General features: G+C 73.7%; 20 protein-coding genes. 11 read left to right on the top strand and 9 right to left on the bottom strand.

The genetic code is table 11. The features are described from left to right. Positions 1–8: 8 nt before the first annotated feature. From ACIP64_RS18540 to ACIP64_RS18530, 3 genes are all read left to right on the top strand, one after another. Positions 9–2,525 (top strand): SpoIIE family protein phosphatase, encoded by a 2,517-nt coding sequence (locus ACIP64_RS18540; RefSeq protein ID WP_401587611.1) that lies wholly within the window; start codon positions 9–11, stop codon positions 2,523–2,525. A 209-nt stretch (positions 2,526–2,734) separates the two neighbouring features. After that, positions 2,735–4,198 carry a dihydrolipoyl dehydrogenase family protein gene (locus ACIP64_RS18535; protein ID WP_401587609.1) on the top strand — a complete coding sequence of 488 codons (1,464 nt, stop codon included), beginning with the start codon at positions 2,735–2,737 and terminating at the stop codon, positions 4,196–4,198. Between the two features lie 119 nt (positions 4,199–4,317). Then, positions 4,318–5,271 (top strand): hypothetical protein, encoded by a 954-nt coding sequence (locus tag ACIP64_RS18530; protein ID WP_360914053.1) that lies wholly within the window; start codon positions 4,318–4,320, stop codon positions 5,269–5,271. 231 nt (positions 5,272–5,502) lie between these two features. On the opposite strand, the gene ACIP64_RS18525 is transcribed toward ACIP64_RS18530, so the two are convergent. After that, positions 5,503–7,104: an IucA/IucC family protein gene (locus tag ACIP64_RS18525; RefSeq protein ID WP_401587606.1), complete on the bottom strand. Its 1,602-nt coding sequence runs from the start codon at positions 7,102–7,104 to the stop codon at positions 5,503–5,505. 36 nt (positions 7,105–7,140) lie between these two features. Here ACIP64_RS18525 and ACIP64_RS18520 point away from each other — a divergent pair, with 36 nt between their 5' ends. Beyond that, the gene (locus ACIP64_RS18520) at positions 7,141–8,766 is read left to right on the top strand and encodes an IucA/IucC family protein (RefSeq protein ID WP_401587604.1); all 1,626 of its coding nucleotides are present in this window, start codon (positions 7,141–7,143) and stop codon (positions 8,764–8,766) included. A gap of 1,093 nt (positions 8,767–9,859) precedes the next feature. Here ACIP64_RS18520 and ACIP64_RS18515 read toward each other — a convergent pair. The 3 genes from ACIP64_RS18515 to ACIP64_RS18505 form a co-directional block, all read right to left on the bottom strand. Continuing rightward, on the bottom strand, positions 9,860–10,582 hold the full coding sequence (locus ACIP64_RS18515; protein WP_401587601.1) for a VWA domain-containing protein: 723 nt from the start codon (positions 10,580–10,582) through the stop codon (positions 9,860–9,862). 73 nt (positions 10,583–10,655) lie between these two features. Then, entirely contained in the window at positions 10,656–11,438 is a 783-nt protein-coding gene (locus tag ACIP64_RS18510) for a GNAT family N-acetyltransferase (RefSeq protein ID WP_401587598.1), read from the bottom strand. 7 nt (positions 11,439–11,445) lie between these two features. Continuing rightward, a complete protein-coding gene (locus tag ACIP64_RS18505; RefSeq protein WP_401587595.1) occupies positions 11,446–12,432 on the bottom strand; it encodes a helix-turn-helix domain-containing protein in 987 nt (328 codons plus the stop codon). A gap of 737 nt (positions 12,433–13,169) precedes the next feature. Between ACIP64_RS18505 and ACIP64_RS18500 the strand changes: the two genes are divergently transcribed. Beyond that, positions 13,170–14,294: a hypothetical protein gene (locus ACIP64_RS18500; RefSeq protein WP_401587592.1), complete on the top strand. Its 1,125-nt coding sequence runs from the start codon at positions 13,170–13,172 to the stop codon at positions 14,292–14,294. Between the two features lie 22 nt (positions 14,295–14,316). Here ACIP64_RS18500 and ACIP64_RS18495 read toward each other — a convergent pair whose 3' ends face one another. After that, on the bottom strand, positions 14,317–15,213 hold the full coding sequence (locus ACIP64_RS18495) for a helix-turn-helix transcriptional regulator (RefSeq protein WP_401587587.1): 897 nt from the start codon (positions 15,211–15,213) through the stop codon (positions 14,317–14,319). Positions 15,214–15,455: 242 nt separating this feature from the next. Here ACIP64_RS18495 and ACIP64_RS18490 point away from each other — a divergent pair, with 242 nt between their 5' ends. The 3 genes from ACIP64_RS18490 to ACIP64_RS18480 all read left to right on the top strand — a co-directional run bounded on the left by ACIP64_RS18490 (position 15,456) and on the right by ACIP64_RS18480 (position 17,779). Further along, positions 15,456–16,157: a type 1 glutamine amidotransferase domain-containing protein gene (locus ACIP64_RS18490; RefSeq protein WP_401587585.1), complete on the top strand. Its 702-nt coding sequence runs from the start codon at positions 15,456–15,458 to the stop codon at positions 16,155–16,157. A gap of 122 nt (positions 16,158–16,279) precedes the next feature. After that, positions 16,280–16,966, top strand: coding sequence for a helix-turn-helix domain-containing protein (locus ACIP64_RS18485; RefSeq protein WP_401587582.1), 687 nt, complete (start codon positions 16,280–16,282; stop codon positions 16,964–16,966). Positions 16,967–17,440: 474 nt separating this feature from the next. Next, positions 17,441–17,779 (top strand): YbaB/EbfC family nucleoid-associated protein, encoded by a 339-nt coding sequence (locus ACIP64_RS18480; protein WP_401587579.1) that lies wholly within the window; start codon positions 17,441–17,443, stop codon positions 17,777–17,779. A 398-nt stretch (positions 17,780–18,177) separates the two neighbouring features. Here the strand turns inward: ACIP64_RS18480 and ACIP64_RS18475 are convergent, their stop codons facing one another. Continuing rightward, on the bottom strand, positions 18,178–18,807 hold the full coding sequence (locus ACIP64_RS18475; protein WP_401587576.1) for a TetR/AcrR family transcriptional regulator: 630 nt from the start codon (positions 18,805–18,807) through the stop codon (positions 18,178–18,180). Positions 18,808–19,047: 240 nt separating this feature from the next. Between ACIP64_RS18475 and ACIP64_RS18470 the strand changes: the two genes are divergently transcribed. Continuing rightward, positions 19,048–20,097, top strand: a complete 1,050-nt coding sequence (locus tag ACIP64_RS18470; protein ID WP_401587574.1) for an NAD(P)-dependent alcohol dehydrogenase — start codon at positions 19,048–19,050, stop codon at positions 20,095–20,097. A gap of 186 nt (positions 20,098–20,283) precedes the next feature. Further along, entirely contained in the window at positions 20,284–20,589 is a 306-nt protein-coding gene (locus ACIP64_RS18465) for a hypothetical protein (protein ID WP_401587571.1), read from the top strand. A 63-nt stretch (positions 20,590–20,652) separates the two neighbouring features. Here the strand turns inward: ACIP64_RS18465 and lepB are convergent, their stop codons facing one another. Together lepB and ACIP64_RS18455 are read right to left on the bottom strand one after the other, a co-directional pair. Next, the gene (gene lepB / locus ACIP64_RS18460; protein WP_401587568.1) at positions 20,653–21,399 is read right to left on the bottom strand and encodes a signal peptidase I; all 747 of its coding nucleotides are present in this window, start codon (positions 21,397–21,399) and stop codon (positions 20,653–20,655) included. A 52-nt stretch (positions 21,400–21,451) separates the two neighbouring features. Then, complete coding sequence (locus ACIP64_RS18455; protein ID WP_401587566.1) at positions 21,452–22,300, bottom strand: alpha/beta fold hydrolase; 849 nt, start codon at positions 22,298–22,300, stop codon at positions 21,452–21,454. 381 nt (positions 22,301–22,681) lie between these two features. Between ACIP64_RS18455 and ACIP64_RS18450 the strand changes: the two genes are divergently transcribed. Continuing rightward, positions 22,682–23,374, top strand: a complete 693-nt coding sequence (locus ACIP64_RS18450) for an alpha/beta hydrolase (protein WP_401587564.1) — start codon at positions 22,682–22,684, stop codon at positions 23,372–23,374. 21 nt (positions 23,375–23,395) lie between these two features. Here the strand turns inward: ACIP64_RS18450 and ACIP64_RS18445 are convergent, their stop codons facing one another. After that, a complete protein-coding gene (locus ACIP64_RS18445) occupies positions 23,396–24,145 on the bottom strand; it encodes an IclR family transcriptional regulator (protein ID WP_401587561.1) in 750 nt (249 codons plus the stop codon). Between the last annotated feature and the right edge of the window lie 5 nt (positions 24,146–24,150).

The following is a 24,150-nucleotide window of genomic DNA, read 5'->3' as shown; positions in this document are numbered from 1 at the left end:
TGAGCCAGGTGGAGGAATCCGTACGGGTGCCGATCCTCGCGTCATGGGAACGCTGCCAGGCCGCCGGCCTCGATCCCGAACGCCTCGACGTCCCCTACACCCGGGACATCGACCTCGCCGGCCCGCTCGCCAGGGCCGCCCGGCCGGTCCTCGACCGGCTCGCCGACGCCCTCGCCGGGTCCGGCACGGCCGTCCTGCTCACCGACGGCAGCGGGCTCGTCCTGGACCGCAGGGCCGCCCGGCCGCCGCTGCTGCCCGCCCTCGACGACGTCGGCCTCGCCCCCGGCTTCGGCTACCACGAACGCGACGCCGGCACCAACGGCATCGGCACCGCCCTCACCGCCCGGCGCCCCGTCCGGGTCAGCGGCGAGGAGCACTACTGCGCCGCATTGCGCCGCTTCACCTGCTTCGGCGTGCCCCTGCGGCACCCCGTCACCGGACGCATCGAAGGCGTCCTGGACCTCACCAGCCTCCAGGACGAGGCCCACCCCCTCATGCCGCAACTCGCCCGCGGCTCCGCCCTCGCCATCGAGCACCGGCTGCTGGAGGACTCCGGACGCCGCGAACGCGCCATGCTGCACTCGTACTTGGCCGCACAGCACCGCATGCCGGGCCCCGCGGCGCTGCGGCTCGACGGCGACGGCCGCATCCAGCCCGTGGGGCCCCCGGCCGGACTCACCGCGGGCGACGAGGCGTCCCTCGCCGAGACCGCCACCCGCCTCATCGCCGCCGGACGGCGCGACGCCGCCGAACTGCCGCTCTCCCGGGGACGCACAGCCGTGCTGCTGTGCCGGCCGCTCGCTGAGGGCGCGGAGGGCGCCGAGGGCGCGGTGGTCGAGGTGAGCATCTCCGGCGACACCGGGCCGCGGGCCGAGCGCCGGCCCCTGCTCGTCGGCGACGCGGGGGTCGGCCGGCTCGCCGTCGCCGCCCGGCTGCGGCTGGAACTGCTCAGCGACGCCGCGCTGCGCATCGGCACCACGCTCGACGTCGTCCGCACCGCCGCGGAACTCTGCGAGGCCGCCGTCCCGCGCTTCGCCGACCGGGCCACCGTGGACCTCCTCGCCCCCGTCGTCCTGGGCGGCACCCCGCAGCCCGACGACACCTCCGCACCGGACCTGTGCCGGGTGGCCGACACCGGGACGGGCGCGGCGCAACCCCCCGCGCCCCCCGCACCGCCCCAGGACCCCGTCCCGGCCGCGCCGGACGGCCCGCAGGCACGCGCCCTCGCGGGCGACGGCCCGGTGCGGGCGGGCAACGGGCTCATCGCCGTACCGCTGCGTGCCCGGGACACCCCGCTCGGCGTCGCCACCTTCCACCGGACCGCCGACAGCCCGCCCTTCGCCGAGGACGACCTCACCCTCGCCCGCGAACTGGCCGCCCGCGCGGCCGTCTGCGTCGACAACGCCCGGCTGTTCACCCGCGAGCACCACCTCGCCCTGGAACTCCAGCGCAGCCTCCTCCCGCACGGCCTGCCCGCGCAGCACGCCGTCGACGTCGCCCACCGCTACCTGCCCGCCCCGGGCCGCGTCGGCGGCGACTGGTTCGACGTCATCCCGCTCTCCGGCGCGCGCGTCGCCCTCGTCGTCGGCGACGTCGTCGGCCACGGCATCCACGCGGCCGCCGCGATGGGCCGGCTGCGCACCGCCGTCCACAACTTCTCCGCCCTCGACCTGCCCCCCGACGAACTGCTCGGCCGCCTGGACGACCTGGCCGTACGGCTCGACGAGGAGGGCGGCACGCACACCGGACTGGCCGGCGCCACCTGCCTGTACGTGGTGTACGACCCCGTCGCCCGACGCTGCCAGCTCGCCCGCGCCGGGCACATGCCGCCCGCGCTGCTCGGCCCGGACGGCGACGTGAGCTTCCCGGAACTGCCCGCCGGACCGCCCCTCGGGCTGGGCCAGGTCCCCTTCGAGACCACGGAGTTCGACCTCCCCGAGGGCACCGCCCTGGTCCTCTACACCGACGGCCTCATCGAGGGCCGGCACGCCGACCCCGAGGCCGGCATGCGCAGACTCGGCCGGGCGCTCGCCGCCGCGCCCAGGGACGGGACACCGGAGGAGCTGTGCGCGGCCGTGGAGTCCGCGCTGCGCCCGGCGCCCTCGGCGGACGACATCGTGCTGCTGGTCGCCCGTACCCGCGCCCTCCACGGCGGGCAGGTCGCCTGCTGGGACGTCCCCGACGACCCGGCCGCCGTCTCGGCGCTGCGCTGCGCCATCACCCGCCGGCTGCGCGCGTGGGACCTGGACGAACTCACCTTCACCACCGAGCTGATCGCCAGTGAGCTGATCACCAATGCCCTCCGGCACGCCCAGGGCCCCGTCCAGGCCCGGCTGGTACGCGACCGGGCCCTGGTCTTCGAGGTCGCCGACGCCAGCGGCACCTCCCCCCGGCTGCGCCGCGCCGCCACCACCGACGAGGGCGGCCGCGGCATCTTCATGGTCGCCCAGCTCTGCCGCCGCTGGGGCACCCGCTACACCGAGCAGGGCAAGGTCATCTGGACCGAACAGCAACTCCCGGCGTGACCGCCGCGCCGCGCGCCCGCCCTGCCCTGGTCCACGGTCCGATCCCCCTACGCCCGTACGGCGCAGCCCCCGGCGCCCGCCCTGCGCGCCGGCTCCGGCTCAGCCGGTCGCACCGCCGCACCGGCCCGCGGCGGGACGGCGGCGGGGGACGGCGTACGAGGGTGGCCGTTCCGGCTGTGCGACGGCGCGGTGTTGCCTACGGTGGGACCATGACCACCGCGGCGCGGACCAGCGCAGACAGCAGCACGGACACCTACGACGTCATCGTCATCGGAGCGGGACCGACCGGCGAGAACGTCGCCGACCGCACTCAGGCGGCCGGGCTGAGCACCGTGATCGTCGAGGCCGAACTGGTGGGCGGTGAGTGCTCCTACTGGGCGTGCATCCCCAGCAAGGCCCTGCTCCGCCCGCAGGCCGCCCTGGGCGCCGCCCGCGCGGTCCCGGGCGCGCGCGAGGCCGCCGGCGGGAAGCTGGACGCGGCCGCCGTGCTGGCGCGGCGCGACTGGGCCACCGGGGGCTGGAAGGACGACGGGCAGGTCGGCTGGCTGGACTCGGTGGGCGTCGACCTGGTGCGCGGTGTCGGCCGGATCGACGGGCCGCGGCGCGTCGTCGTCCGGACCCCGGAGGGCGGCGAGCGGGTGCTGACCGCCCGCCACGCGGTCGCGGTGTGCACCGGCACGCGCGCGCTCCTGCCCGACCTGCCCGGGCTCGCCGAGGTGCGCCCCTGGACCAGCCGGGAGGCGACCAGCGCGCACGAGGTGCCCGGGAGCCTGCTGGTGGTCGGCGGCGGCGTCGTGGCGGTGGAGATGGCGACCGCCTGGCAGTCGCTGGGCACGCAGGTGACCGTGCTCGTGCGCGGCTCCGGCGTGCTGCCGCGCTGGGAGCCCTTCGCCGGGGAGCTCGTCGCGGAAGGGCTGCGGGGCGCCGGCGTCGACCTGCGGACCGGGGTGTCCGTCACCGCCGTGCGGCGCGAGGGCGACTCCGGCCCGGTGACCGCGACACTGTCCGACGGCTCGGAACTCAGCGCCGACGAGATCCTGTTCGCCACCGGCCGCGTGCCGCACAACGAGGACCTCGGCCTGGACACCGTCGGCCTGGCCGGCGGCGCCTGGCTGGAGGTCGACGACACCTGCCAGGTCGGCAACGTCGACGGCGGCTGGCTGTACTGCGCGGGCGACACCAACCACCGCGCCCTCCTCACCCACCAGGGCAAGTACCAGGCGCGCATCGCCGGTGCCGCCATCGCCGCCCGCGCCAAGGGCGAGCCGCTCGACACCGCCCCCTGGGGCGCGCACGTGGCCACCGCCGACCACGAGGCGGTCCCCCAGGTGGTCTTCAGCGAGCCCGAGGCCGCCGCGGTCGGCGTCACTGCCGAGGAGGCCGAGCGAGCGGGCCGCCGCATCAAGGTCGTCGACTACGAGATCGGCAACGTCTCCGGCGCCTACCTGCACGCCGAGAACTACCGCGGCCACGCCCGCGCCGTCGTGGACCTCGACCGGAACCACCTCATCGGCGTCACCTTCGTCGGGCCTGGGGTGGCTGAGCTGCTGCATTCGGCCACCATCGCCGTCGCCGCCCAGGTGCCCATGGAGCGGCTGTGGCACGCCGTTCCGTCGTTCCCGACGATCAGCGAGGTCTGGCTGCGGCTGCTGGAGACGTACCGGGACCAGTAGACCCCGCCCTCAGCGTTCTCAGCGTTCTCCGCGCGGAGGACGCTTCGCCATCGGGAAGGCGCGACCGGCCGATAGGATCGCGCCCTGCCCGTCGAGTCCAGGTCCAGGGAGCTGCAGAGGTGGGGATTTTCCGGCGCGGGCCGAAGCGCGACCAGCGGGACGCGCCTCGCGACCCCGAGTACGCCTTCTTCTCCGTGGACGAGGGCGCGCGCTTTCGCGCCCATGTGCGTGAGGCCTTCGCCGAACTCGGCCTGGAGGTCACCGTCTTCGCGGACCTCGTGACCGACAGCTCCGGCCGCAAGTTCGGCACGGGCAACCTGGCGGCGCTGTGCCACAACGACCGGCGCGGTCCGCGGGTGTGGCCGCAGCTGGCCCGGGAGCACGTCGGCGCCGTGCTGCGGACCCTCGACGGCCCGTCCCCGCTGGAGACGATGCCGCCCGAGGAGATCCGCGAGCGGCTCTACCCGCGGCTGGTCACCCCCGACATGATCGACCCCGAGACCTTCCGGTACGCCCGGATCGCCGCCCCCGGGCTGCTGGAAGTGCTCGCGCTGGACCTGCCCGAGAGCGTCATGACGCTCGCCGACCACGCGCTCGCCCCGCTGGGCGACATCCGGGAGCTGCGCGGCCGGGCCCTGCTCAACCTCCGCGACCTGCCCGTGGAGCGGCACGAGGTCGTCCGCCACGCCGATGTGCGCTTCGACGTCGTCGTCGGCGACTCCTTCTTCACCGCCGCGCGCGTCCTGGCCCTCGACGAGCTGGTCGAACGCGTCACGGGAGCGCCGCTCACCGACGACGGGGCGCTCGTCGCCATGCCGTTCCGCCACCAGCTGGCCTTCCACGCCATCCGCGACAGCGCGGTCATCCCGGCCCTCAACGGCATGGCGGGCTTCGCCGCCGCCGGCCACGAGGAGGCGGTCGGGCCGATCAGCCCGTACGTCTACTGGTGGCGCGACGGCGTCCTCACCCAGCTCAGCGAGAAGGACGGCGACGGGCTCCTCATCACCGTCGGCGAGGAGTTCCAGAACGTCCTGGAACGCCTGGTCCCCGACCAGGCCGGCGAGGAACGCTGAGCGCCCGGGCGGACGCCCGGGGGACCGAACGGGACAACCTCGACGAACTCGTCCGGGTGGCCGAGGCGGAGCACGGCACTGTCACGGACGAGGAGATCCGGTCCCTCCGTGTCCGGCTCCGGCGGGCGCGGACCGAGCAGTCGGCCGGGCCGAGCGCCGTGTGAGCCCCTCCCCGCCTCGCCTGGCGGCACCCTCGGACGGCTCGCCCCCACCGGTACGCCGTCGGCGCCGTCACGGCAGGCGCAGCGCGGGCACGGTTGCCTTCCGGGGCAGCAGGGGGTTGGTCAGGGGCACATAGCGCGCGGCGGCGCCGTCCGCGGCCGTCCAGCGCAGCAGGAGGTTGGTCTTCGCCGGGATGTGCGGTGCGGCCAGGAGGTCCCGCACGGGTGCCGGGTCGCCGTGGGCGCGGGCCCAGTCGGCGAGGAGGGCGCGGGCGCGGGCCCACAGCACGGGGGTGAGTTCCGGGCGGCCGTCGGCGACGGCTCCGGCGATCTCCAGCAGGTTGTTGGTGACGAGGCAGTAGACCAGCCGCTGCCAGCCGTGGGCCGGGCTCACGCCGGGTGCCGGCTCACCGCCCCGCGCGTGGCCGCGCAGCAGCTCGCGGTGCCGCTCCTCGTCGAGCTTGACGCCCTCGTGGTCGCGGAAGACCGCCTGCGCGGGCAGGCCGTCGCCGTCCACGGCGACCACGACGTTCTGCAGATGGGCCTCCAGCACCACGCCGTGCCCGAACCAGGCCGCGAGCACGGGGGGCACGACGCTCTCCAGGTAGGCCTGCCACCAGGCGAGGGCGGTGTGCTCGTCGCGCCGCGCGGCCTCCAGGGGGTCGCCCTCGAAGCCGCCCTCGGCGACCGCCGCCGCCAGCAGCGGGGTGAGGCCGGGCCGGACGTGGCCGCCGAGGCCGTCGCGGACCAGGACCGCCAGTGCCTCGTACGCGTCCCGGCCGCCGAGGTCGGCCGTGCGGTGGCCGCGGTCGGAGAGGATCTCCGCGCCGGTGACGGTCCGCAGGACCTCGTCCACCGGGCCGAGCCAGCGCAGGTCGTGCCGCCACAGCCGGCGGATGTCGTTGGTGATCCGCACGTCCAGGCTGAACTTGAGGAACAGGTCGGCGTCCGGCAGGTACACCGTGCGCAGCGACGCCGTGGGCACGGCGGGCACGGCCGTGCGGCCGAGCCGCAGGACGCGGCCGTCGTGCAGGGCGGGCAGGTCGCCGAGGAGTTCCAGCTGCCACGGGTGGGCGGGCAGCAGCCGGTAGCCGTCCGGAACGTCGTCGTGCAGCCGGTCGACGGCCGAGGTGTCGCCCTCCCCCGCCAGCAGGTCGGCGCGCACGGCGAGCAGCGTCAGCGGGAACGCGGTGTGCGCCTCGGGCGCGTACGGCAGCCAGCTCGCCGGGGCGCCGCCGCCGCGGGCCTTGGGCGCGGGGTGGTACCGGTGCCCGGCGACGAGGGACTGCTCGGAGCGCAGGTACGGATCGGCGGGCGGCGGCGCGTCCTCCCGGGCGGCCAGCAGCGCGGCCAGTACGTCGCGGCTGTCGCGGATCTCCGCGGGCAGCGTGGCGTTGGCCGTGCCGGTGCGGGCGGTCAGCTCGCCTGCGGTGAGGTCGACGAGCCCGTCGAACGTCAGGGGGTGCCAGTCGCCGTCCGGGGCGAGCAGCTCGGGGCGGGAGGGGTGGCGGCCGGCGCGCACGCGCAGGAGACGGCCCGTCGCGGGCAGCCGGAGGACGTCGGACCCGGCGGGTTCGGCGACTTCGCGGGCCAGGCAGTTCAGCAGGGCCGTCGCGGCCAGTTCGTCGGCCCGGTCGCGGGTCCGCGCCGGTGCTCCCGCTGCTCGTTCCACGGTGCGGCGTCCTCCTGCGTAGGCTAGGAACCCATCATGCACCCCGATTCGACGACCGCGACGCGGCGCCCCACGGAGGCGGCGTTCGCCGGCGGGCTGACCGCCCTGCGTCCAGGCCTGGCCGATGCCTGGGCCGCCGCGCTGCCCGGCGCCCGCGCCGCCGTCCTCGGCCGCCTCTGGCGCGCCCTGCTCCTGGAACCGCTGCCCGGCCTGACCGTCCACGGGCCGGGACAGGTGCGCCTGCGCGACGGGCGGTCGCTGACCGGGCCGCCGCGCCTGCCGCACGATCTCGGCGCCGCGCACGAGGAGTTGGTCCTGCGGCTGGACGGCCGCCCGTACGACCACCCGGCCGCGCTGCTGGAGGCCCTGGGCCTGCCCGGCTCCGGGCCGCTGCTGGACGAACTGGAGAACAGCGTCGCCTCGTTGGCCCTGTCGAGGGCGGGCGCGCCCGCGCCTGACGGCCCCGCCGGCGCCCTGACCGGCTTTGAGCAGGGCGTGGTCGACGGGCACCCGTACCACCCCTGCTGCCGCAGCCGCCCCGGCTTCTCCCCGGCCGAGCAACTGGCCTACGGCCCCGAGCACCGGCCGGTCGTGGGCCTGGACCTCGTCGCCGTACCCGCCGCCGAGGCCGTGGTGTCGGGCGACTGGCCGGACCGGCTGCGGGACGGCGACCGGCTGCTGCTGCCGGTGCACCCGTGGCAGACCCGGCACGTCCTGCCGGGCCTCGGCGTACGCCCCCACACCACCGCGGCGATCGCCGCGCGGCCGCTGATGTCAGTACGCACCTTCGCCCCGCTCGACGGCGGGCCGCACCTGAAGACGGCCCTCAGCATGCGGATGACCTCCGCGGTGCGCGACATCTCGGCCCAGTCGGTCGCGGACGGCGCCCGGCTGTCGGAACTGCTGGACGGGCTGACCCGGCGGCTGGAGGGCGGCAGCCTGCGCGTCACGCGCAACCTGGCGGCCGCCTCCGCGGTTCTGGGCGGCACGCCCAGTCCCGATCTGGCCGCGCTGGTACGGGAGTCCCCGGAGGACTTCGCGGACCCCGCGGAAGGGGAGACCGTGGTGCCGGTGGCGGCGCTCATCGGCCGCCCCGCGGACGGCGGCCCGCCGCTCGTGCGCTCCCTGCTGTCGGAGGACGGCGAGGCGTGGCTCACCGCGTTCGCGCGGCTCGCGCTGCCGGCCGTGCTCCGGCTGCTGTCCTGGGGGGTCGCGCTGGAGGCGCACGGCCAGAACCTGCTGGTCGTCCTCGACCGGCGGGCCCGGCCGCTGCGGCTGGTCTACCGCGACCTCGCCGACGTGCGGATCAGCCCGGCCCGGCTGGCCCGCAACGGCTTCGCGACGCCCTCCCTGGGCCGCGGGCTGAGCGACGACCCCGCCGTCCTGCACGCCAAGGCGTACGGCTCCCTGGTGGCCACCACCTTCGGCAGTCTGGTCTCCGCGCTCGGCCAGGCGCACCGCCCCACCGAGGCCCGCCTGTGGGCCGCCGTCGCGGCGGAGGCCGCCCGCGCCTGCGACGGCCTCCCGGACACCCCGGACACCCGCACCGACCGCGCGGCCCTGTTCGCCCCCGAACTCCCCGTCAAGGCCCTGACGTTGATGCGCCTCCGAACCTCCACCCCGGGCGACCGCTGGGCCCGCCTCCCCAACCCCCTGCGCTGACGCGTACGTTCGGGCTCCCGCCACGGCACCGCGGGCGGCGAACGCCGTACCCCCACGGGGGCAGCGTGCCAGGCCCGGATCGGCCGGTCCCCGTGCGGGCCCGCGGCAGACAGCCCCCACGCCCCGCCCGCGCACCCGCTCCGGCCCCCGGCGGCCGCAGCGGGTGCCGCGCGGTCACGCCCACGGCCGCCGGCAGGCGCATCCGCGACGCCCCGGGCGACCCTCGGCGTGCCCAACGACCCCAGCACCACACGTCGTTCGCCCACCGCGCACCGCAGGCACCGACACCCCGCGCCGACGCAGACCGCCACGGACCCCGGGCCGCTGCCGACCCTCGGCGTACCCAACGACCCCAGCACCACACGCCGTTCAACGGCCCTGCGCGGCAGCCATCGACGCAGACCGCCAGGCCGCCGCCCCTCAACGACCCCGCCGCCCGGCCGCCAACAGCCCTCGGCCGACGAACGACCGCAGCGGCACATGCCGTTCGGCCACCGCGGACCCGCCAAGGGACAGTCCCGACTGCCCGAGCCACCGACAGCCCTCAGCGGCACCAACGACCGCACACCGCAACGCCCCACGCCGACGCGGACCGCCACGGGCCCCAGGCCGCTACCGGCCCTCGGCGTCACCAACGACCCCAGCACCACACGCCGTTCAACAGCCGTGCGCGGCAGCCATCGCACAGACCGCCAGGCCGCCCCTCAACGGCCCCACCGCCCGAGCCACCCGCAGCCCCCGTGCAGCGGACATCCCCAGCGACACATGCCGTTCGGCCACCGCGAACTGCAGGCGCATCCGAGACGTCCCGCGCGGACACGGACCGCGAGGGGACAGTCCCGACTGCGCGGGCCGCCCTCAGCCCTCAGCCCTCAGCCCTCAGCCCTCAGCCCTCAGCCCTCAGCCCTCAGCCCTCAGCCCTCAGCCCTCAGCCCTCAGCGGCACCAACGACCCGCCGTGCGCGGCAGGCACCGACGCGGACCGCCACGGGCCCCGGGCCGCTGCCGGCCCTCGGCGCGCACCCGCCCCGGCACCACATGTCGCAGGCCACATCAGCGAGGTCCCGCGGTCACGCGGACCGCCGGGCCGCCCCTCAGCGGGCCGGGGCGATCCCTGCGGCCCGGGCGGCCGCCAGCCACTGGGGGAACTCGGTCACCAGGGCCTCGTACAGCGTCGCGTCCGGTACGTCGCGCGGCTCCGGGCCCGCGGCCCAGAAGCCGGCGTTGTCCACCGGCCGCCTGCCCGGCACGGGCAGCTCGTCCAGCTTGCGCAGGAAGTCGAACTCCTTGCTCGCGGGCTCCCCGAAGCCCACGAACTGCCAGAACAGCGGCAGCCGCGCCGCCTCGCACAGCAGGCGCTCCGCCGCCGTCCGCGAGGTCGGTCCGCCGTCGGTCTGGAAGACCACCAGCGCGGGCTCCCGGGCGCCGGACGCCTCGTAGTGGTCGATCACCGCCCGCATGGCCAGGTGGTAGTTCGTGCGTCCCATGTGGCCGTAGCTCTCGTGCAGCGCGTTCACGCGGCCCGCGTAGTGCTCCAGCCCGAGTTCGGCGATGCCGTCGACCTCCGTGGAGAAGAACACAACGGGCACGACCCCGTCGTCGTCCAGGTTCGCCGCCAGCCCCAGCACCTGTTCCGCGAGCCGCTGGACCGTTCCCTCCCGGTAGTGCCGCCGCATGCTGCCCGAGCGGTCCAGCACCAGGTAGACCGCCGCGCGCTCCCCGGCGGCCCCGGCCTTCTCCAGTGACACCCGCGCGCCCTTGTAGAGCCCCACCAGCCCGGGTGCCGCGGCGGCCACCTTCTCCAGTCCGATCCCCATCTCCCCGTGCCCCTTCCGTCCGGTGACGGTCCGGCCGGGCCGCCCCGCCCCACAGTAGGCGGGGCGCCGCCCGTCACGCCGGGGTCGGGGCCGAGATCGTCGTCAGGTGCTCCTCGGTGCGGAACCCGGCGGCCGCGTAGACGGGTTGGCCCATCTCGCTCGCGTAGAGGTAGGCGGTGGTGGCGCCGGCGGCCCAGCCGGTCCTGACCATCTCCATGGTGATCGCCGTGCCGTGTCCGCGGCGCCGGTGGGCCGGGAGCGTGGAGATGTTGAAGATGCCGGTCAGCTCGCCGGTCACGATCGCCATCCCCGTCCCCACGGGCACACCGTCCGCCTCGGCCAGGAAGAACGTGGCACCGGTCATGCGGTCCAGGGCCGGATCGGCGAAGACCCGGAAGACCTCCGGCGGCACCTCGAAACCCTCCGCCATGATCGCGACGTACACGTCGAACTCGTTGCCGCCGATCGCCCGTACCTTCAACGACCTGGTCGCCGGTTCCTCCGGCATCCCCTGCTCGGGGTGCCGGACCATGAGCGGTGTGCGGTGGAACAGGGTCAGTCCGTGCCGCGCGGCCACCTCGGTGACGCCGGGCCCCGGCACCCCGCGGACGTGGACGCCCCACGGAACGTCTCCCCACGGCTCGGAGGCCGCCAGCGCGGCGATCTCGTCCGGGTCCGGCTCCAGGCCGGGTGCGACGATTCCGTTCAGGGACGCGACCGGTGCCCCGGTGACGGCCAGTACGGCGCCCCCCGGACCCCTGCGCGTGCGCCCGGTGGTCAGGGACGCCAGGTTCTCCACGAGGCCGGCGTACGCGGACGCGATCGGTGCGAGCGGGTCGTGCCCTCGGGTCGTCATGCGGAACTCACTTTCTCTGGTCTCTCACGTAGGCGGCGGGGGTGACTCCGTAGACGGATTTGAACTGCCGGATGAAGTGGCTCGCGTCCGAGAAGAGCCAGCGCGCGGCGATCTCGGACATTCCGGCCGCGCCGCCCGGGGCCACGAGTTCGTCGTGCGCCCGTTCCAGACGCCGCCGCCGCGCGAACCCCATGACCGATTCGCCGGAGGCCGAGAAGCAGCGGTGCAGCGTGCGCAGGGACACCCCGACGCTCCGGGCGACCATCGGCGGGGACAGGTCACCGCTGTCGAGATTCTCTTCGATGACGCTCTTGGCGGCGACCACCACGGCTTCGGGATGATCACTCAGCCCCGCGCCGGGGCGCTCCGAGATGATGTGCGAGAAGAGTGTCGCGCAGGCGTCCCGGACCATCTTCCGCGCGGTGACCGAGCCCTCCAGATCGCCGCTGCTTTTGTTGATCGCTTCCAGAAAATTGACGAAGAAGCGAACCTCGGGAACATCGACGTCCGATATGTGGGCCCGCCCGACGGTTCTCCGTGATCCGATGTGCGGCAGCACGAGGTGCCGCGGAATGGAGATCACGTGCGCGGTCGTCGCGGGCGCGCAGGCGAACTCCCAGGAGGCCTTCGTGTCGCGAATGCATATCTGCCCCGGCTGTACGGAGTGTTTCCGCTTCCCCTCCGTGAACTCGATCCAGCCCGATGTCACCAGGTCGGCGACGATCGGGTCCTGGTCGAGATGGCTCCCCGACACACCTGTCAGCGTGTCGCAGTACACCTTGGCGGACAGCAGCCCGTCGATGAGATGGCCGTTCGCGACGAAGCGGAATCCGCCGGGGACGGCGGCCTCCGGTACGGCGAGGCGTACGAGGTGGGAGAAGGGACCGCGCTCCCAGTCCCGGAAATGCCGCTCGGACGTCCGCGCCTGCTCGGCGGTGAGGACCATGTCCTCGCGGTAGCGGACCCCGTCGTCGTGGGGCGGCGCGGGGTTCACGGCGCCTCTCCCGCGGTACCGGCCCTCCCGGTGCGGGCGCGGAGCGGGCGCGCTGGCACGCGCGCCGTCAGGGCGCGCAGGGACGTCATGCGTGACTCAGTCATCGAAGCTGAAGGCAATTCCTTGATCCATTGCGGTCGGCCGCCGGTTTCGGGTCCGCGCCCCCACCGGGGACCGGCACATCGAGCGGGCGCCATTGCCCTTGAGGCGCTCGCGGCGGGTCACCCCCGCGGCGAGGCGCGGCGCGCACAACGCGCCGCGGCCGGGTCGAAGGCCGCTTCCCGCATTATTGCCGACCCCGCACCTCACGAAATAGTACGGCCGCGCCAGAGTGCGGTTCCGATGCGACAAGGGCGGCACTCGGCTCCCATGAACCACAAGCGGGCGGGAAGTCCCGCGCGGCCACCCCGCCGGGCCCCCGCACAGGCGCCGCGCGGAATGCGGGAGCTTCCCGGGTCCGCGGCACACCGGGCACGATCCCGGTTCCGCGGGCAGGCGCCCGGCGGCACCTCGACGTGAATGGAAGGCCCGCGTCCGGGAATGGAATGCGGGCGTCGATCCTGGACGAATCATTTCCCTTGTGTCTGATGCTTTGTCACGCTGTGTTCTTCCTGGCCCTGTTCAGTTCTCCCGCCGTACGGAAACGGGTTTATGATCTGCTCCGTCATCGGGTCGTCGCCGCCTCGGCAGCCGTCCGACACAGACACCACAGAAGACGTAAAAGGGGACAGCGCGCCATGTATCAGCCCGCCGTGTCGGTCCATCAGTTGCGTATCGCCGTGGCCGTGCTCAGCCTCGCGCTGTTCGTCCAGACCTCCTTCTGGCTCGTGTACGACGCCGCCGTGCGCGGTCTGCCGGGCGCGTGGGAGATGTGGACGACCGGCTGGGTCCCCGGCCTGTCGGCCACGTCCTCCCTGGACTTGGGCCTGGCGGCCCTGCAACTCACCGCCGGCGTGGCCGCGTTCCTCGGCACCCGGGGGGCCGGCGGACTGCTGGTCACCGCCTGCGCGGTGACGCTCGGCTTCCGCCTGCCCGCGGTCTGGTACTTCCTGCTGAACTCGCCCGACGACCCGTGGTTCGGCTCCCTCAAGGGCCCCTCGGTGAACGCCGTCGGCGGCTCCGCCGTCCTCGCCGTGGCGCTCGCCCTGATCCTCGGCGTGCTCCTGCTGCTGGCACGGCACATCGAGTACGAGGCCGCCGCCGCGGACGGGACGCCCGCCGGCAGGATCCGCCCCGTGAAGGTCACGGCGACCACCTCCGGCGTGCTGCTCGGCGTGCTCAACGTCTTCTACATCTGCCGGAACACCGTGACCGCCTTCCAGGTCGGCCCGAGCGTGCTGGGCGACCTGCTCGTCGGCAAGGGCACCGGCCGCGCGATCCTCGGGGTGTCCACGCCGTACCAGTGGGCCTGCCTGACCGTGCTGTGCGGGGCCGGCATGCTGCTGGCCGCCAGGCGCCGCCCTGTCGCGACGGGCTTCTCCACGGGCCTGTCGCTGTTCATGATGCCGCCGGCGCTCACCGACCTGTGGGCGTACCTCCAGGACGCGATGGGGCAGACCCTCGTGGACGGTTCGCAGCACGTGCTGGAGTTCGTCGGTTCCGCGGCCGTCGTGGCCCTCACCGTCGGGGACGTCCGCCGCGACCGCCGGCCGGCCGTCATCGCCGCCGACAACCTTGTCGAAGCGGGGCCGGCTCCCGTCGCGGCGGCCGTGGCGGCCGCTCCGGCCGAGGCTGCCGTGACGACAACGGTGGCGGCTCCGGCCGACGCCGACGCCGGGGTCCCCGCACCGCGCCGCACCTCGTCCGAGCCCGCCGCATCCGAGGACGCCGAGGACGCCGAGACCGAGCCCGCCGAGGCCTGAGCCCCGAGGGCGTTCCGGCCTGCTACCGGGGCCGCCCGGCCTCGCGAGGGGCCGGGGACGCGCCCGTGCCCGCCGCCGGTTCCGCGGCGCTCCAGCTGGCCAGCAGCTTCCACGCGTCCTGCGAGCCCTGGTCCTGGGCCGGCAGGTACATGAAGAGGGTCTGGTCGGTCTCGCCCGGCATCGTGAACGCCTGGTAGTCGATGCCCAGGTCGCCGACGACGGGGTGTCGCAGGCGCTTGTGCCCGTGGGTGCGGTCGAAGACCTCGTGGTCGGCCCACCGGCGCCGGAAGTGCTCGCTCTTCATGGCCAGTTCGCCCACCAGTTCCGCGGTACGGGTGTCCTCGGGACGGCGGCCGGCGTCGAGGCGCAGGATCGCGGTCATCTCGGCGGCGATCCGCTCCCAGTCCGCGTACAGGGACCGCGCCGCATCGCTGAGCAGCACCCAGCGGGTGAGGTTGCGCTCGCGGGCGGGCATGGCGTCGAAGTCGGCCATCAGCACGCGGAAGAGGTGGTTGGTGGCGAGCACGTCGGTCCGGCGCCCCAGGACGACACCGGCCTGGTCGGTGAAGGAGTCCAGGAACCGCCGCACCCCGGGCCGGACCCGCTGCACGGTCGGCGCGGACCGGCGGCCCCCGCCGGACCTGGGCCCGACGAGGTCGAACAGATGGGTGCGTTCGGCGTCGTCCAGCCGCAGCGCGGCCGCCACCGCGTCCAGCACCCCCGTGGAGGGGCTGATCTGCCGCCCCTGTTCCAGCCGCGTGTAGTAGTCGGTGCTCACCCCCGCGAGCTGGGCGACCTCCTCCCGGCGCAGCCCCGGCACCCGCCGGTAGGCCCCTCGCTCGGGCAGCCCCGCCGACTCGGGGGTGACGCGGCCGCGGCACCGGCGCAGGAACTCGCTGAGCTCGACGTTTCTGGCCATGTCCCCATTCTCCTCCGCGGCCCTGCCCGGTCGACCGGGGAAAGGGGGTCGCTCCGTCCCAGGCAGCGGTCTCCCCGGCAGGTCAGGCCCGGGAAGCGGCCCCCGCGGCCCGTGCCGCGCGTGGTGTGCTGGATCGCGGAGGACACCGGGCGGCCCACGGGCCCCGGAACCGGGCGGTCTCCCGGTCCCCCTCCACCCATCCCCCCACGGGGCATCCCACGCGAGAGAAAGTGAGTGCCGACATGGCCAGGATCCTGATGGTGCTGTCGGGCGTCGACTACTGGACGCTGACCGACGGCAGCAAGCACCCCTCCGGCTACTGGGCCGAGGAGTTCGTCGTCCCGCACCGCATCCTGACGGGTGCCGGGTTCACCGTCGACATCGCCGCCCCGGTGGGCGGCAGGCCGGCCGCCGACCCCGTGAGCCTGCGGCCCGACGTCGCCGGACCGGAGGCGGAAGCCCTCGCCGCCTACATCGACGCGGCGGCCGACCTGCTCGCCGCCCCCAAGGCGCTGTCCGACGTCGACGCGGCCGACTACGACGCGATCTTCCTGCCCGGCGGCCACGGCCCCATGGAGGACCTGGCGCACGACCCGGACCTGGGCCGTCTCCTCATCGAGGCCGACGCCGCCGGGAAGATCATCGCCCCGGTGTGCCACGGCCCGGCCGCGCTGCTGTCGGCGAACCTGCCGGGCGGACGCTGGCTGTTCGCAGGGCGCGCCCTGACCGTGTTCACCGACGAGGAGGAGCGGCTCAACGGGACCGCCGACCTCGCCCCGTGGCTGGTGGAGACCGTGCTGTCGGCCCGCGGCGCCGTCGTCCGGTCCGCCGACACGGCCTGGGACGCGCATGTCGTCGTGGACGGCAACCTGTTCTCCGGTCAGAACCCCGCCTCCAGCAAGCCGCTGGCCGAGCGGCTCGTCGCCGCCCTCGCCGGCCGCTGACCCCGGCCGTCCGCCCCGCGCGCCGCCCGGGCGGTCCTCCCCGCGAGGACCGCCCGGGCGGCGCGGACGACAGGAACTCGGACGCCATCGGTGGCATGCTCGGGCGTAGGAGGTGCATGGCCGTGAGCGAGAACTCGACGTCCTCCCACCGGCCGGCCGGGACACCGGAGCCTCAGTCCGGCGTTGTGGCCCGTCGTGTGCGGCAGCGCTGCGCGATGCTCGGCACGAACCTCGAAGAGGTGGCGCGCCGGGCGGGCATGTCACCGCACTATCTGGAACAACTGCTGGACACCAGCCGCGACTTCGACCCGGCGGGCGTGTTCCGGGTCGCCGCCGCCCTGAGCACCACCCCCCGCGAACTGCTCGAGGGCCCCGCCGACCCGCCCGCGGGCCAGGGCGCCGCCGCGCCCCGGCCGGTGCTCCGGAAGCTCGGCCCCGAGGAGTGCCGGGATCTCGTCGGCACGCACGGAGTCGGGCGCGTCGCGATGGCGACGCCGGAAGGCCCGGTGGTCCTGCCGGTCAACTACACCGTGCTCGGCGGCGCCATCGTCTACCGCACCGATCCCGACGCCGTGACGGCCGCCGCCGAGGGCTCGGAGGTCGCCGTCGAGGTCGACCACGTGGACGACGCCCTGAGCTCGGGATGGAGCGTGCTGACCGTCGGCACGGCCGAGCACGTGAGCGATCCGGACACCGTACGGCAGCTGTCCGAGCAGGCGGCGACGGAACCCTGGGCCGGCGGCAGGCGCGACCTGTGGATCCGGGTCGCCCCCGAGCGGGTCACCGGGCGGGGTATCGAGCACGCCTGACCCGGCCTCCCGGGGGCGGCGGGATGTTCGCGCATCCCCCTGCCGTACCGGTTCCCGGGGCCGGGACTGCGCCCACGGGGTGCGCACCCGCGGCGAACGGCACCGGCCGTTTCCGGACCACCGTGACCACGCCGAGCCCCGGCATGTGGAAGGCGACCTTCCCGGGAGCGGCGGACACCGCCGCGCCTCCGTCCTCCTGGTACTCCGGCTACATCTGGTGACGGGCGTACGCCGCTCGCGGCGTCAAACGACCCGGGCACCGTGCGCGCGTCAGGGGTGTTTGACCCATGCGGCGGTCGCGGCACCGCTGGCACAGTGGCCAGGGCAAAGGAGTCGGCGAGGCATCGGCGCTCGGTGACCGGTCCGGCCGCGGGACCGGGGACATGGACGTGGACAGCCGGGCCAGGGCAGCGTGTTCCCGGCCCTCACCGCGACCCCGGAAAAGCGCAGCCCCCCCACGATCGGAAGACGACGATGGATCTCGACGGCGACAGCCCCGGTATGCGGAAGCTCCTGGACAGCGCCCAGCGGCTCCGCCAGGAACTGGCCAAGGCCCAGGACGAACTGCGCTCCGCAAGCGTCCACGGGACCGCGGGCGGCGGCACGGTCCGGGCCACGGTCGACGGCCAGGGCACGCTCCAGGACCTGAGGATCTCGTCCGTCGTCGCCGACCCGGGCAACGCGCAGGGTCTCGCCGCCATGATCGTCGCCGCCGTCCGGGACGCCCAGGAGTCCCTCGTCGTCCGGCAGGCGGCCCGGATGACTCCCGTGCTGGACGCGCTCCGGACGGACGTGGAGGACCTCCCCCGCTGAGGCGCGTTGTCCTCGGGCGGAACAGTCAACTCAGCGGAAAAGGTGGGGGAATTCCCTCTCCAGCCCGAACTCCGCGCGACGGAACGCGACAGCCGTTGTCCGGAGTCCCCCGGCCGGCACGGGACGGGCTCGGATCCGGCCGTCCTTCACGCCGGACATCCGCTTCGTCACCGCGATCCGGCGTTCGCCGAAGGCCTGCGCCTTGCCGGCACTCCTGGCCAGCCACCCCGATGTCACCTCGTTCAGCCTGTTGTTGATCCGCCGAATCGAACCGGTGCCACTGTGCCAGCGGCCCCCGAGCCCCCGCATGGGTCAAACACCCCCGATGTGCGGGTGGTGATCAGGTCGTTCGACGCTGCGCCCGAGGTGTCCCAGAGACCGGGGGCCGTCGGGGGCGTTCAGCTCTGGGTGGTCGGCTGTGCCTCGCGGGCCAGGCTTCTGGCGATGGCCGCCGCGTGGGCGGCCACGTCGTCGATCGTCGGGTGGCGGCGGCTGAGGAAGCCGCTGCGCAGGAGCGTCGCGTAGCCGTGGGCGGCGGCGATCTGCCGTTCCAGCAGTTCCAGGGCCTCGCGCGCGTCGCCGCCGGTGACGGCGAGGACCGAGGGGAGCAGTGCGTCCATGACGCCGCGGCCGGCCTGAAGGAGGTCCTCGTCGCCGGCGTCCTGCAGTTCGGGGGCGAAGATCAGATCCAGCCCCGAGCCGTTCTCGGCCGCGAAACGGGTGTAGGCGGCGGCGGACACGGCCGTGGCCTCGACCGGGTCGGGCCTTCCCTGCTCGTTGCGCGGCAGTTCCTCCTGCGCGTGCAGCATGCGCGCGGTGAGGGTCCCCGCCGCGGCGATGGCGCAGGCGATCAGCAGGGCCTGCTTGCTGGCGAAGTGCCGGTAGGGCGCGGCCGTGCTGACGCCCGCGCGGCGGGCCACTTCGGCCACGGACAGCGCGGCGATGCCCTGCTCGGCGATCAGCTCCAGCGCGGTCGAGACCAGCACGGCCTTCAGGTCGCCGTGGTGGTAGGTGCTCCGCTTCGGCACGGCCCCTCCGCTCCTCACTCAATGTAAGAGACATCTTACATCCTGCGACGGCGGCTCCGCGCACCCCCATCCTGCCCCAGCGCAGACGTTTGACTTACTGCTAGAGGGTTCTTACATTGAAGCAAGTAAGAGGCCTCACACATTGGGTGTGAGCAGCCACTTTGCCGCGATCAAGGCCGTCCCGACCCCCCGAGACGACGCGCACCGCATCGATCCCCCGAGCACTCAGAAGGAACCCCCATGCCCACCACCACCGCGGCCTTCGCCGCCCCGTCCGTCGGCGCCGAGCTGAAGCCGCTCACCATCACCCGCCGTGACCTCCGGGCCGCCGACGTACGCATCGACATCAAGTACACCGGCGTCTGCCACACCGATCTGCTGCAGACCTCCGACGGCTGGGGCCCCGGGCTGTACCCGATGGTCCCCGGGCACGAGATCACCGGCGTGGTCACCGAAGTCGGCCCGGAGGTGACGAAGTTCGCCGTCGGCGACCGCGTCGGCGTGGGCACCTACGTCGACTCCTGCGGGGAGTGCGAACCGTGCCGAGCCGGCCTCGAGGTGTACTGCGAGAAGGGCTGCACCCCCACCTACAACGCCAGGGACCGGCACGGCGAGACCACCCACGGCGGCTACTCCCGCCAGATCGTCGTCGACGAGCGCTACGTGCTCCGCATCCCCGACGGCCTGCCCCTGGACGCCGCCGCGCCCCTGCTCTGCGCCGGCATCACCACCTACTCGCCCCTCGCCCACTGGAACGCCGGGCCCGGCAAGAAGGTCGCCGTCCTCGGTATGGGCGGCCTGGGACACATCGCCGTCCAGCTCGCGCACGCCATGGGCGCCGAGGTCACCGTCCTGTCCCGCACGCTGAGCAAGAAGGACGACGGCCTGGAACTGGGTGCCGACCACTACTACGCCACCGACGACCCCGAGACCTTCGCCCGGCTGGCCGGCACCTTCGACCTGATCCTGTGCACGATCTCCGGTGCGCTCCCGTTCGACCCGTACCTCCGCCTCCTGAAGCTGGACGGCACCCTGATCAACGTCGGCGCCCCGGACGACGACATCTCCATGAACAACTGGGCCCTGATCCCCGGCCGCCGCTCCTACGCGGCCTCGGCGGCCGGCGGCATCCCCGAGACGCAGGAGATGCTCGACTTCTGCGGCGAGCACCGGATCACGGCCCGCATCGAAACCATCGCGATGGAGGACATCAACGAGGCCTTCGCGCGGCTGCACCGCTCCCAGGTCCGCTACCGCTTCGTGGTCGACATGGCGAAGTTCCAGGGCTGAGGCCCCCCTTGCCGAACCCGGAGAAGGAACACACCCCGCCCGCCCGGTGCACGCGCCGGGCGGGCGAGCCCTCGACGCGCACCGAAGGGTGCGACGGTTGCCGCACCTCGCTGCTGCACAGCGGCCAGGACCGCCCGGGAAGGGGTGGCCCGTCGAGCCGGATCCCCGGGCTGCTTGGATCAGCTCATGAGCCGTACTGGTGATCCGGTCAGCGGCAGTTCCGCACGCTTGAGTCTCGCCGTCCCCTTCGGGGCGGCATCCATCGCGTGCTGGTGCTGCTGCCCCTTCTGGATGCTGGTCTGGTTCGTGGCGCTGCCACTTGGCCTGACGGGCCTGCTGCGGGGTGTCATCGAGTATCGCGCCGCATCACGCCGGGGTGAGGCCCGCGGCAACCCGCTGGCCGGGCTTGCGCTCTCAACCGTGGGGACGGCGGCAGCCATCACGTACATGGTCTTTCTGCTGACCCACCCGGAGCTGCCCATTCAGGGCTAGGCGGAAGGGCCTTGGGCGGCGACTGCGGCTGCCCCACGCACGGACAGGTGCCCGCAACGGCGATCAGAAGTCGCGATGAAAAGTTGCCGGTACCGGCAGCGTCGCCCATCGGGGGATCGGCCAAACCACCGTGAAAGCGCGGCCGACCACATCCTTCACGGGTACGAACCCGCCGGTGGGACCGTGGACGTGGCCGCGGGAGTCCCAGGAGTCGTTGCGGTGGTCCCCCATCACCCACAAGTGGCCCTCGGGCACCTTGATCGTACCGACGGGGTTTTCGTCACACGGGGCGGAACCCGGATAAATGTACGGCTCGTTCAACGGGATTCCGTTGACCTTGAGCGGTTCCCCCCGATTGCACTCCACCGTGTCACCGCCTACCGCGATCACCCGCTTGATCAGATCTTTCTCTTCGGCCGACGGCATGAGGCCGATGAAGGCCATTCCCTTCCGCAGCCCCCGCAGAACGGAATTGTTCTCCTTCGGACCCCCTTCGTCGAGCCAGCCACCGGGATCGCGGAAGACGACGACCTCGCCGCGCTGCGGTGTCGCGCCGAACCACGGCGTGAACTTGTCCACCAGGACCCGATCGCCCCGCTGCAGCGTGTTCTGCATCGAATCGGAAGGGATCGAGAAGGCCTGCACGAAAAACGTCTTGATGAGCAACGACAGAAGCAGCGCGACGACGACCAGCACGGGCAGCTCCCGCCACCACGGGCTCCGCCTCACGCCGACCGCCTTGCCGGGCCGCTCGGCGTCCGCGCCCGGCGCGTTCCCCCGCTCGGCCGCCGCCGCTTCTTCGGTGCTCATGAATGGTTTCTCTCCCTCGGGACAGGGGCTGCGGACTGCCCGCGGTGCGGTGTCAGTTGCGGAGGAAGTCCAGGGCCTGCTGCACGAACACCTCGTGGTACTGGAAGATGCCGCCGTGGCCGGAGTCGGGGTACACGGCCAGCTTGGCGTCGGGCAGCAGCCGCGCGAGGACAAGGGTGCCGGCCGCTGTGGGCCACATCGTGTCGTTGTCGCCGTTGACGACGAGTACGGGCTGCTTCACGGCCGCCAGGCGGGCCGGCGAGGCCTCCCGCTCCCACGAGGCGAGCGCGGTGAGCTGGGCGCCGATGGCCTCGTTGGTGATCGGGGTGTCGCGGTCGTCGGCGGTGCGCCGGTCCAGGCGGGCGAGAAAGGCGTCCGCTGCCGCCTGACCGGCCTGCGACGGCTCGAAGAACAGGAAGTGCTTGGGGTGCTTTCCCCGCTCGGTCGCCTTCTGGACGGCTGCCTGAAGGACGGCACCGGTGGCGGCCGGGCCCTGGGCGCCGGCGGGCGCCGTGGCGGCCAGGATGATCCGGCGGACGCGGTCGGGGTACTGCTGGGCCACGACCTGGGCGACGATGCCGCCCAGGGAGTACCCGAGCAGGTCGACCGTGTCCAGGCCGAGGGCGTCGAGGAAGGCGACGGTGTCGTCGGCCATCGCCTCGAAGGTGTCGGGGGTGGTCCCGCCGGAGCGGCCGACCCCGCGCAGGTCGACCAGGACGACGCGCCGCTCGGCTGCCAGGCCGTCGACGACGGCGGGGTCCCAGTCGTCGAGGACCGCGGTCACGTGGTGCAGGAGGACCAGCGGAACGCCCTCGCCCTCACCCACCTCGCGGTACGCGAACGGGGTCCCCGCGACGTCGGCGGTTCGGGTCGGAGCGACGGCTGCGCCTACTGCGGACATGATGAGGTCCTTTCCCTCGTACTCGATGCCGGCGGTCCTGCCTGGCATCCATCGGATAGCGCTCGTTTATATAACGAATTCCGATGCCGAGCCAAACTTTCATTCAGTGAAAGTTTTTTGCCGCCCGCCGCTCCGCCGGTAGCATGCGGACATTCGCATTTCCGTTCGGGAGCGGAGCCGGGCTTCGGTGAAATCTCTCCTGCACGGGAGTTTCTCCGGGCACCGGACGCGGGGATTTCAAGAGCGCCCACCGGCAGGAGGCCGCGGTTCAATTCGGCCGCACCGCCGAATTGCCGGTCCGCGACAGGCGAAAGAATCATCCCGCATGAAGGACAGCAAGCGAATATTCGCGTCAGCAGCCGCCCAACCGAAAGCACTCTCATGTCTCTTCCGGCTCTGCTCCTCGTCCACGGCGCCTGGCACGACTCCGCCGCCTGGCAGCTCCTTGCCTCGCATCTCCCCGACGTGGACGTGCGGACCGTTCGCCTGCCCAGTACCGGAGAGGACCCCGAACTCCTCGGGGACCTGTACGCGGACGCGGCACGCATCGAAGCCGTCCTGGACGACATAGGGGGGCCGACGGTGCTCCTCGGCCATTCCTACGGGGGAGCGCCCGTGTCGCAGACGCCGGCGGGGCCCGGCATCGTGCGGGTGATCTACCTGGCAGCGATGATGCAGGACGTCGGTGACAGCGTGCTGACACCGACCGGAGGCGTCCGCCCCCCGTACTGGGACGTCCGTGAAGAGGAGGGCGACCGCCCCGGCTGGTTCGGCGTGTCCGATCCGGTGGACGTGCTGTACAACGGCGTCGACCCGCAACTGGCGGAGTCCGTCGCGGCATCGCTGCGCTCGCAGTCCCTCGCTTCCGTCACCCAGCCGCTCACCCGGGCCATCTGGCACGACGTACCGAGCTCCTACATCGTCTGCGAGCAGGACCGCGCGATTCCCGCCGCGTTCCAGCACGCCATGGCCCGGCAGGCCGACCGCGTCCGCCTGCTGGACAGCGGGCACTCGCCGTTCCTCTCCCACCCGGCGGAACTGGCCCGCCTGATCCGTGAGGAGATGGCCGTCTGAAGCGCGGGCATCGGGACGTGTTCACTCGCGCAGGGCGCGGGAAACCCTTCGGGCCGCCGCGCGAACGGCGGGGCCGAGCGTCTGGGGGGTTTGACTGCCCGCCCTGAAGGCGATCGAAAGGGCCGCCACGACCGAGCCGCCCGGGCCGTGGATCGGGGCTCCGATGCAGTGGACGTCCGGTCCCACCATTCTGTCGCTGCTGGCGTAGCCCTCCCTGCGGACATCGGCCAGCAGGGAGCGGAGCTGGGCGGGAGAGGTGATCGTGTTGCTGGTGTAGCGACGCGGCGGGGTGCTCAGATACTCCTCCCGGACGTCGTCGGGCGCGTGGGCGAGCAGGACGAGTCCCGCTCCCGTGGCGAACGCTCCGAAGCGGCCTCCCACCCGGCTGTCGGCCTGCGGTGCGCCCGGCGCGCTCAGGCGCTCCAGGAAGACGACGTCGAGGCGGTCCCGCACGGAGAGATGGATGTGCTGTTCCTTCGTCACGTCGTACAGGTCGTACAGGATCGGCAGGGCCAGATCGCGCAGCGGGAGGCCGCGAGGTGCGAGGGCGGCGACCTCCCACAGGCGCAGGCCCACCCGGTAGCGCCGGTCGGGTCCGCGCTCCAGGGCTCCCCAGGCGACGAGTTCGGCGGCACGACGGTGAACCGTGGGCAGCGACAGACCCGTTCGCCTGGACAACTCGGTGAGGGTGAGGGCGGGGTTCTCGTGGGTGAACGCCTCCAGCAGCGCCAGGACCTTGCCGGTCACCGACATGCCGTTTTCGTCGGACATGTCCA

Source organism: Streptomyces sp. NPDC088733 (genome assembly GCF_044751185.1).
In the GTDB taxonomy this organism is placed as follows: domain Bacteria; phylum Actinomycetota; class Actinomycetes; order Streptomycetales; family Streptomycetaceae; genus Actinacidiphila.
This window is presented reverse-complemented; position numbering and strand designations above follow the sequence as displayed.

Bases quoted from the DNA above. Each gene is read 5' to 3' on its own strand.
- ACIP64_RS18535 (WP_401587609.1), top strand. From the start codon at position 2,735: ATGACCACCGCGGCGCGGACCAGCGCAGACAGCAGCACGGACACCTAC.
- ACIP64_RS18470 (WP_401587574.1), top strand. From the start codon at position 19,048: ATGCCCACCACCACCGCGGCCTTCGCCGCCCCGTCCGTCGGCGCCGAG.
- ACIP64_RS18495 (WP_401587587.1), bottom strand. From the start codon at position 15,213: ATGGCCAGAAACGTCGAGCTCAGCGAGTTCCTGCGCCGGTGCCGCGGC.
- ACIP64_RS18450 (WP_401587564.1), top strand. From the start codon at position 22,682: ATGTCTCTTCCGGCTCTGCTCCTCGTCCACGGCGCCTGGCACGACTCC.
- ACIP64_RS18465 (WP_401587571.1), top strand. From the start codon at position 20,284: ATGAGCCGTACTGGTGATCCGGTCAGCGGCAGTTCCGCACGCTTGAGT.
- ACIP64_RS18455 (WP_401587566.1), bottom strand. From the start codon at position 22,300: ATGTCCGCAGTAGGCGCAGCCGTCGCTCCGACCCGAACCGCCGACGTC.
- ACIP64_RS18520 (WP_401587604.1), top strand. From the start codon at position 7,141: ATGCACCCCGATTCGACGACCGCGACGCGGCGCCCCACGGAGGCGGCG.
- ACIP64_RS18490 (WP_401587585.1), top strand. From the start codon at position 15,456: ATGGCCAGGATCCTGATGGTGCTGTCGGGCGTCGACTACTGGACGCTG.
- ACIP64_RS18480 (WP_401587579.1), top strand. From the start codon at position 17,441: ATGGATCTCGACGGCGACAGCCCCGGTATGCGGAAGCTCCTGGACAGC.
- ACIP64_RS18510 (WP_401587598.1), bottom strand. From the start codon at position 11,438: ATGACGACCCGAGGGCACGACCCGCTCGCACCGATCGCGTCCGCGTAC.
- lepB (WP_401587568.1), bottom strand. From the start codon at position 21,399: ATGAGCACCGAAGAAGCGGCGGCGGCCGAGCGGGGGAACGCGCCGGGC.
- ACIP64_RS18500 (WP_401587592.1), top strand. From the start codon at position 13,170: ATGTATCAGCCCGCCGTGTCGGTCCATCAGTTGCGTATCGCCGTGGCC.
- ACIP64_RS18515 (WP_401587601.1), bottom strand. From the start codon at position 10,582: ATGGGGATCGGACTGGAGAAGGTGGCCGCCGCGGCACCCGGGCTGGTG.
- ACIP64_RS18445 (WP_401587561.1), bottom strand. From the start codon at position 24,145: ATGTCCGACGAAAACGGCATGTCGGTGACCGGCAAGGTCCTGGCGCTG.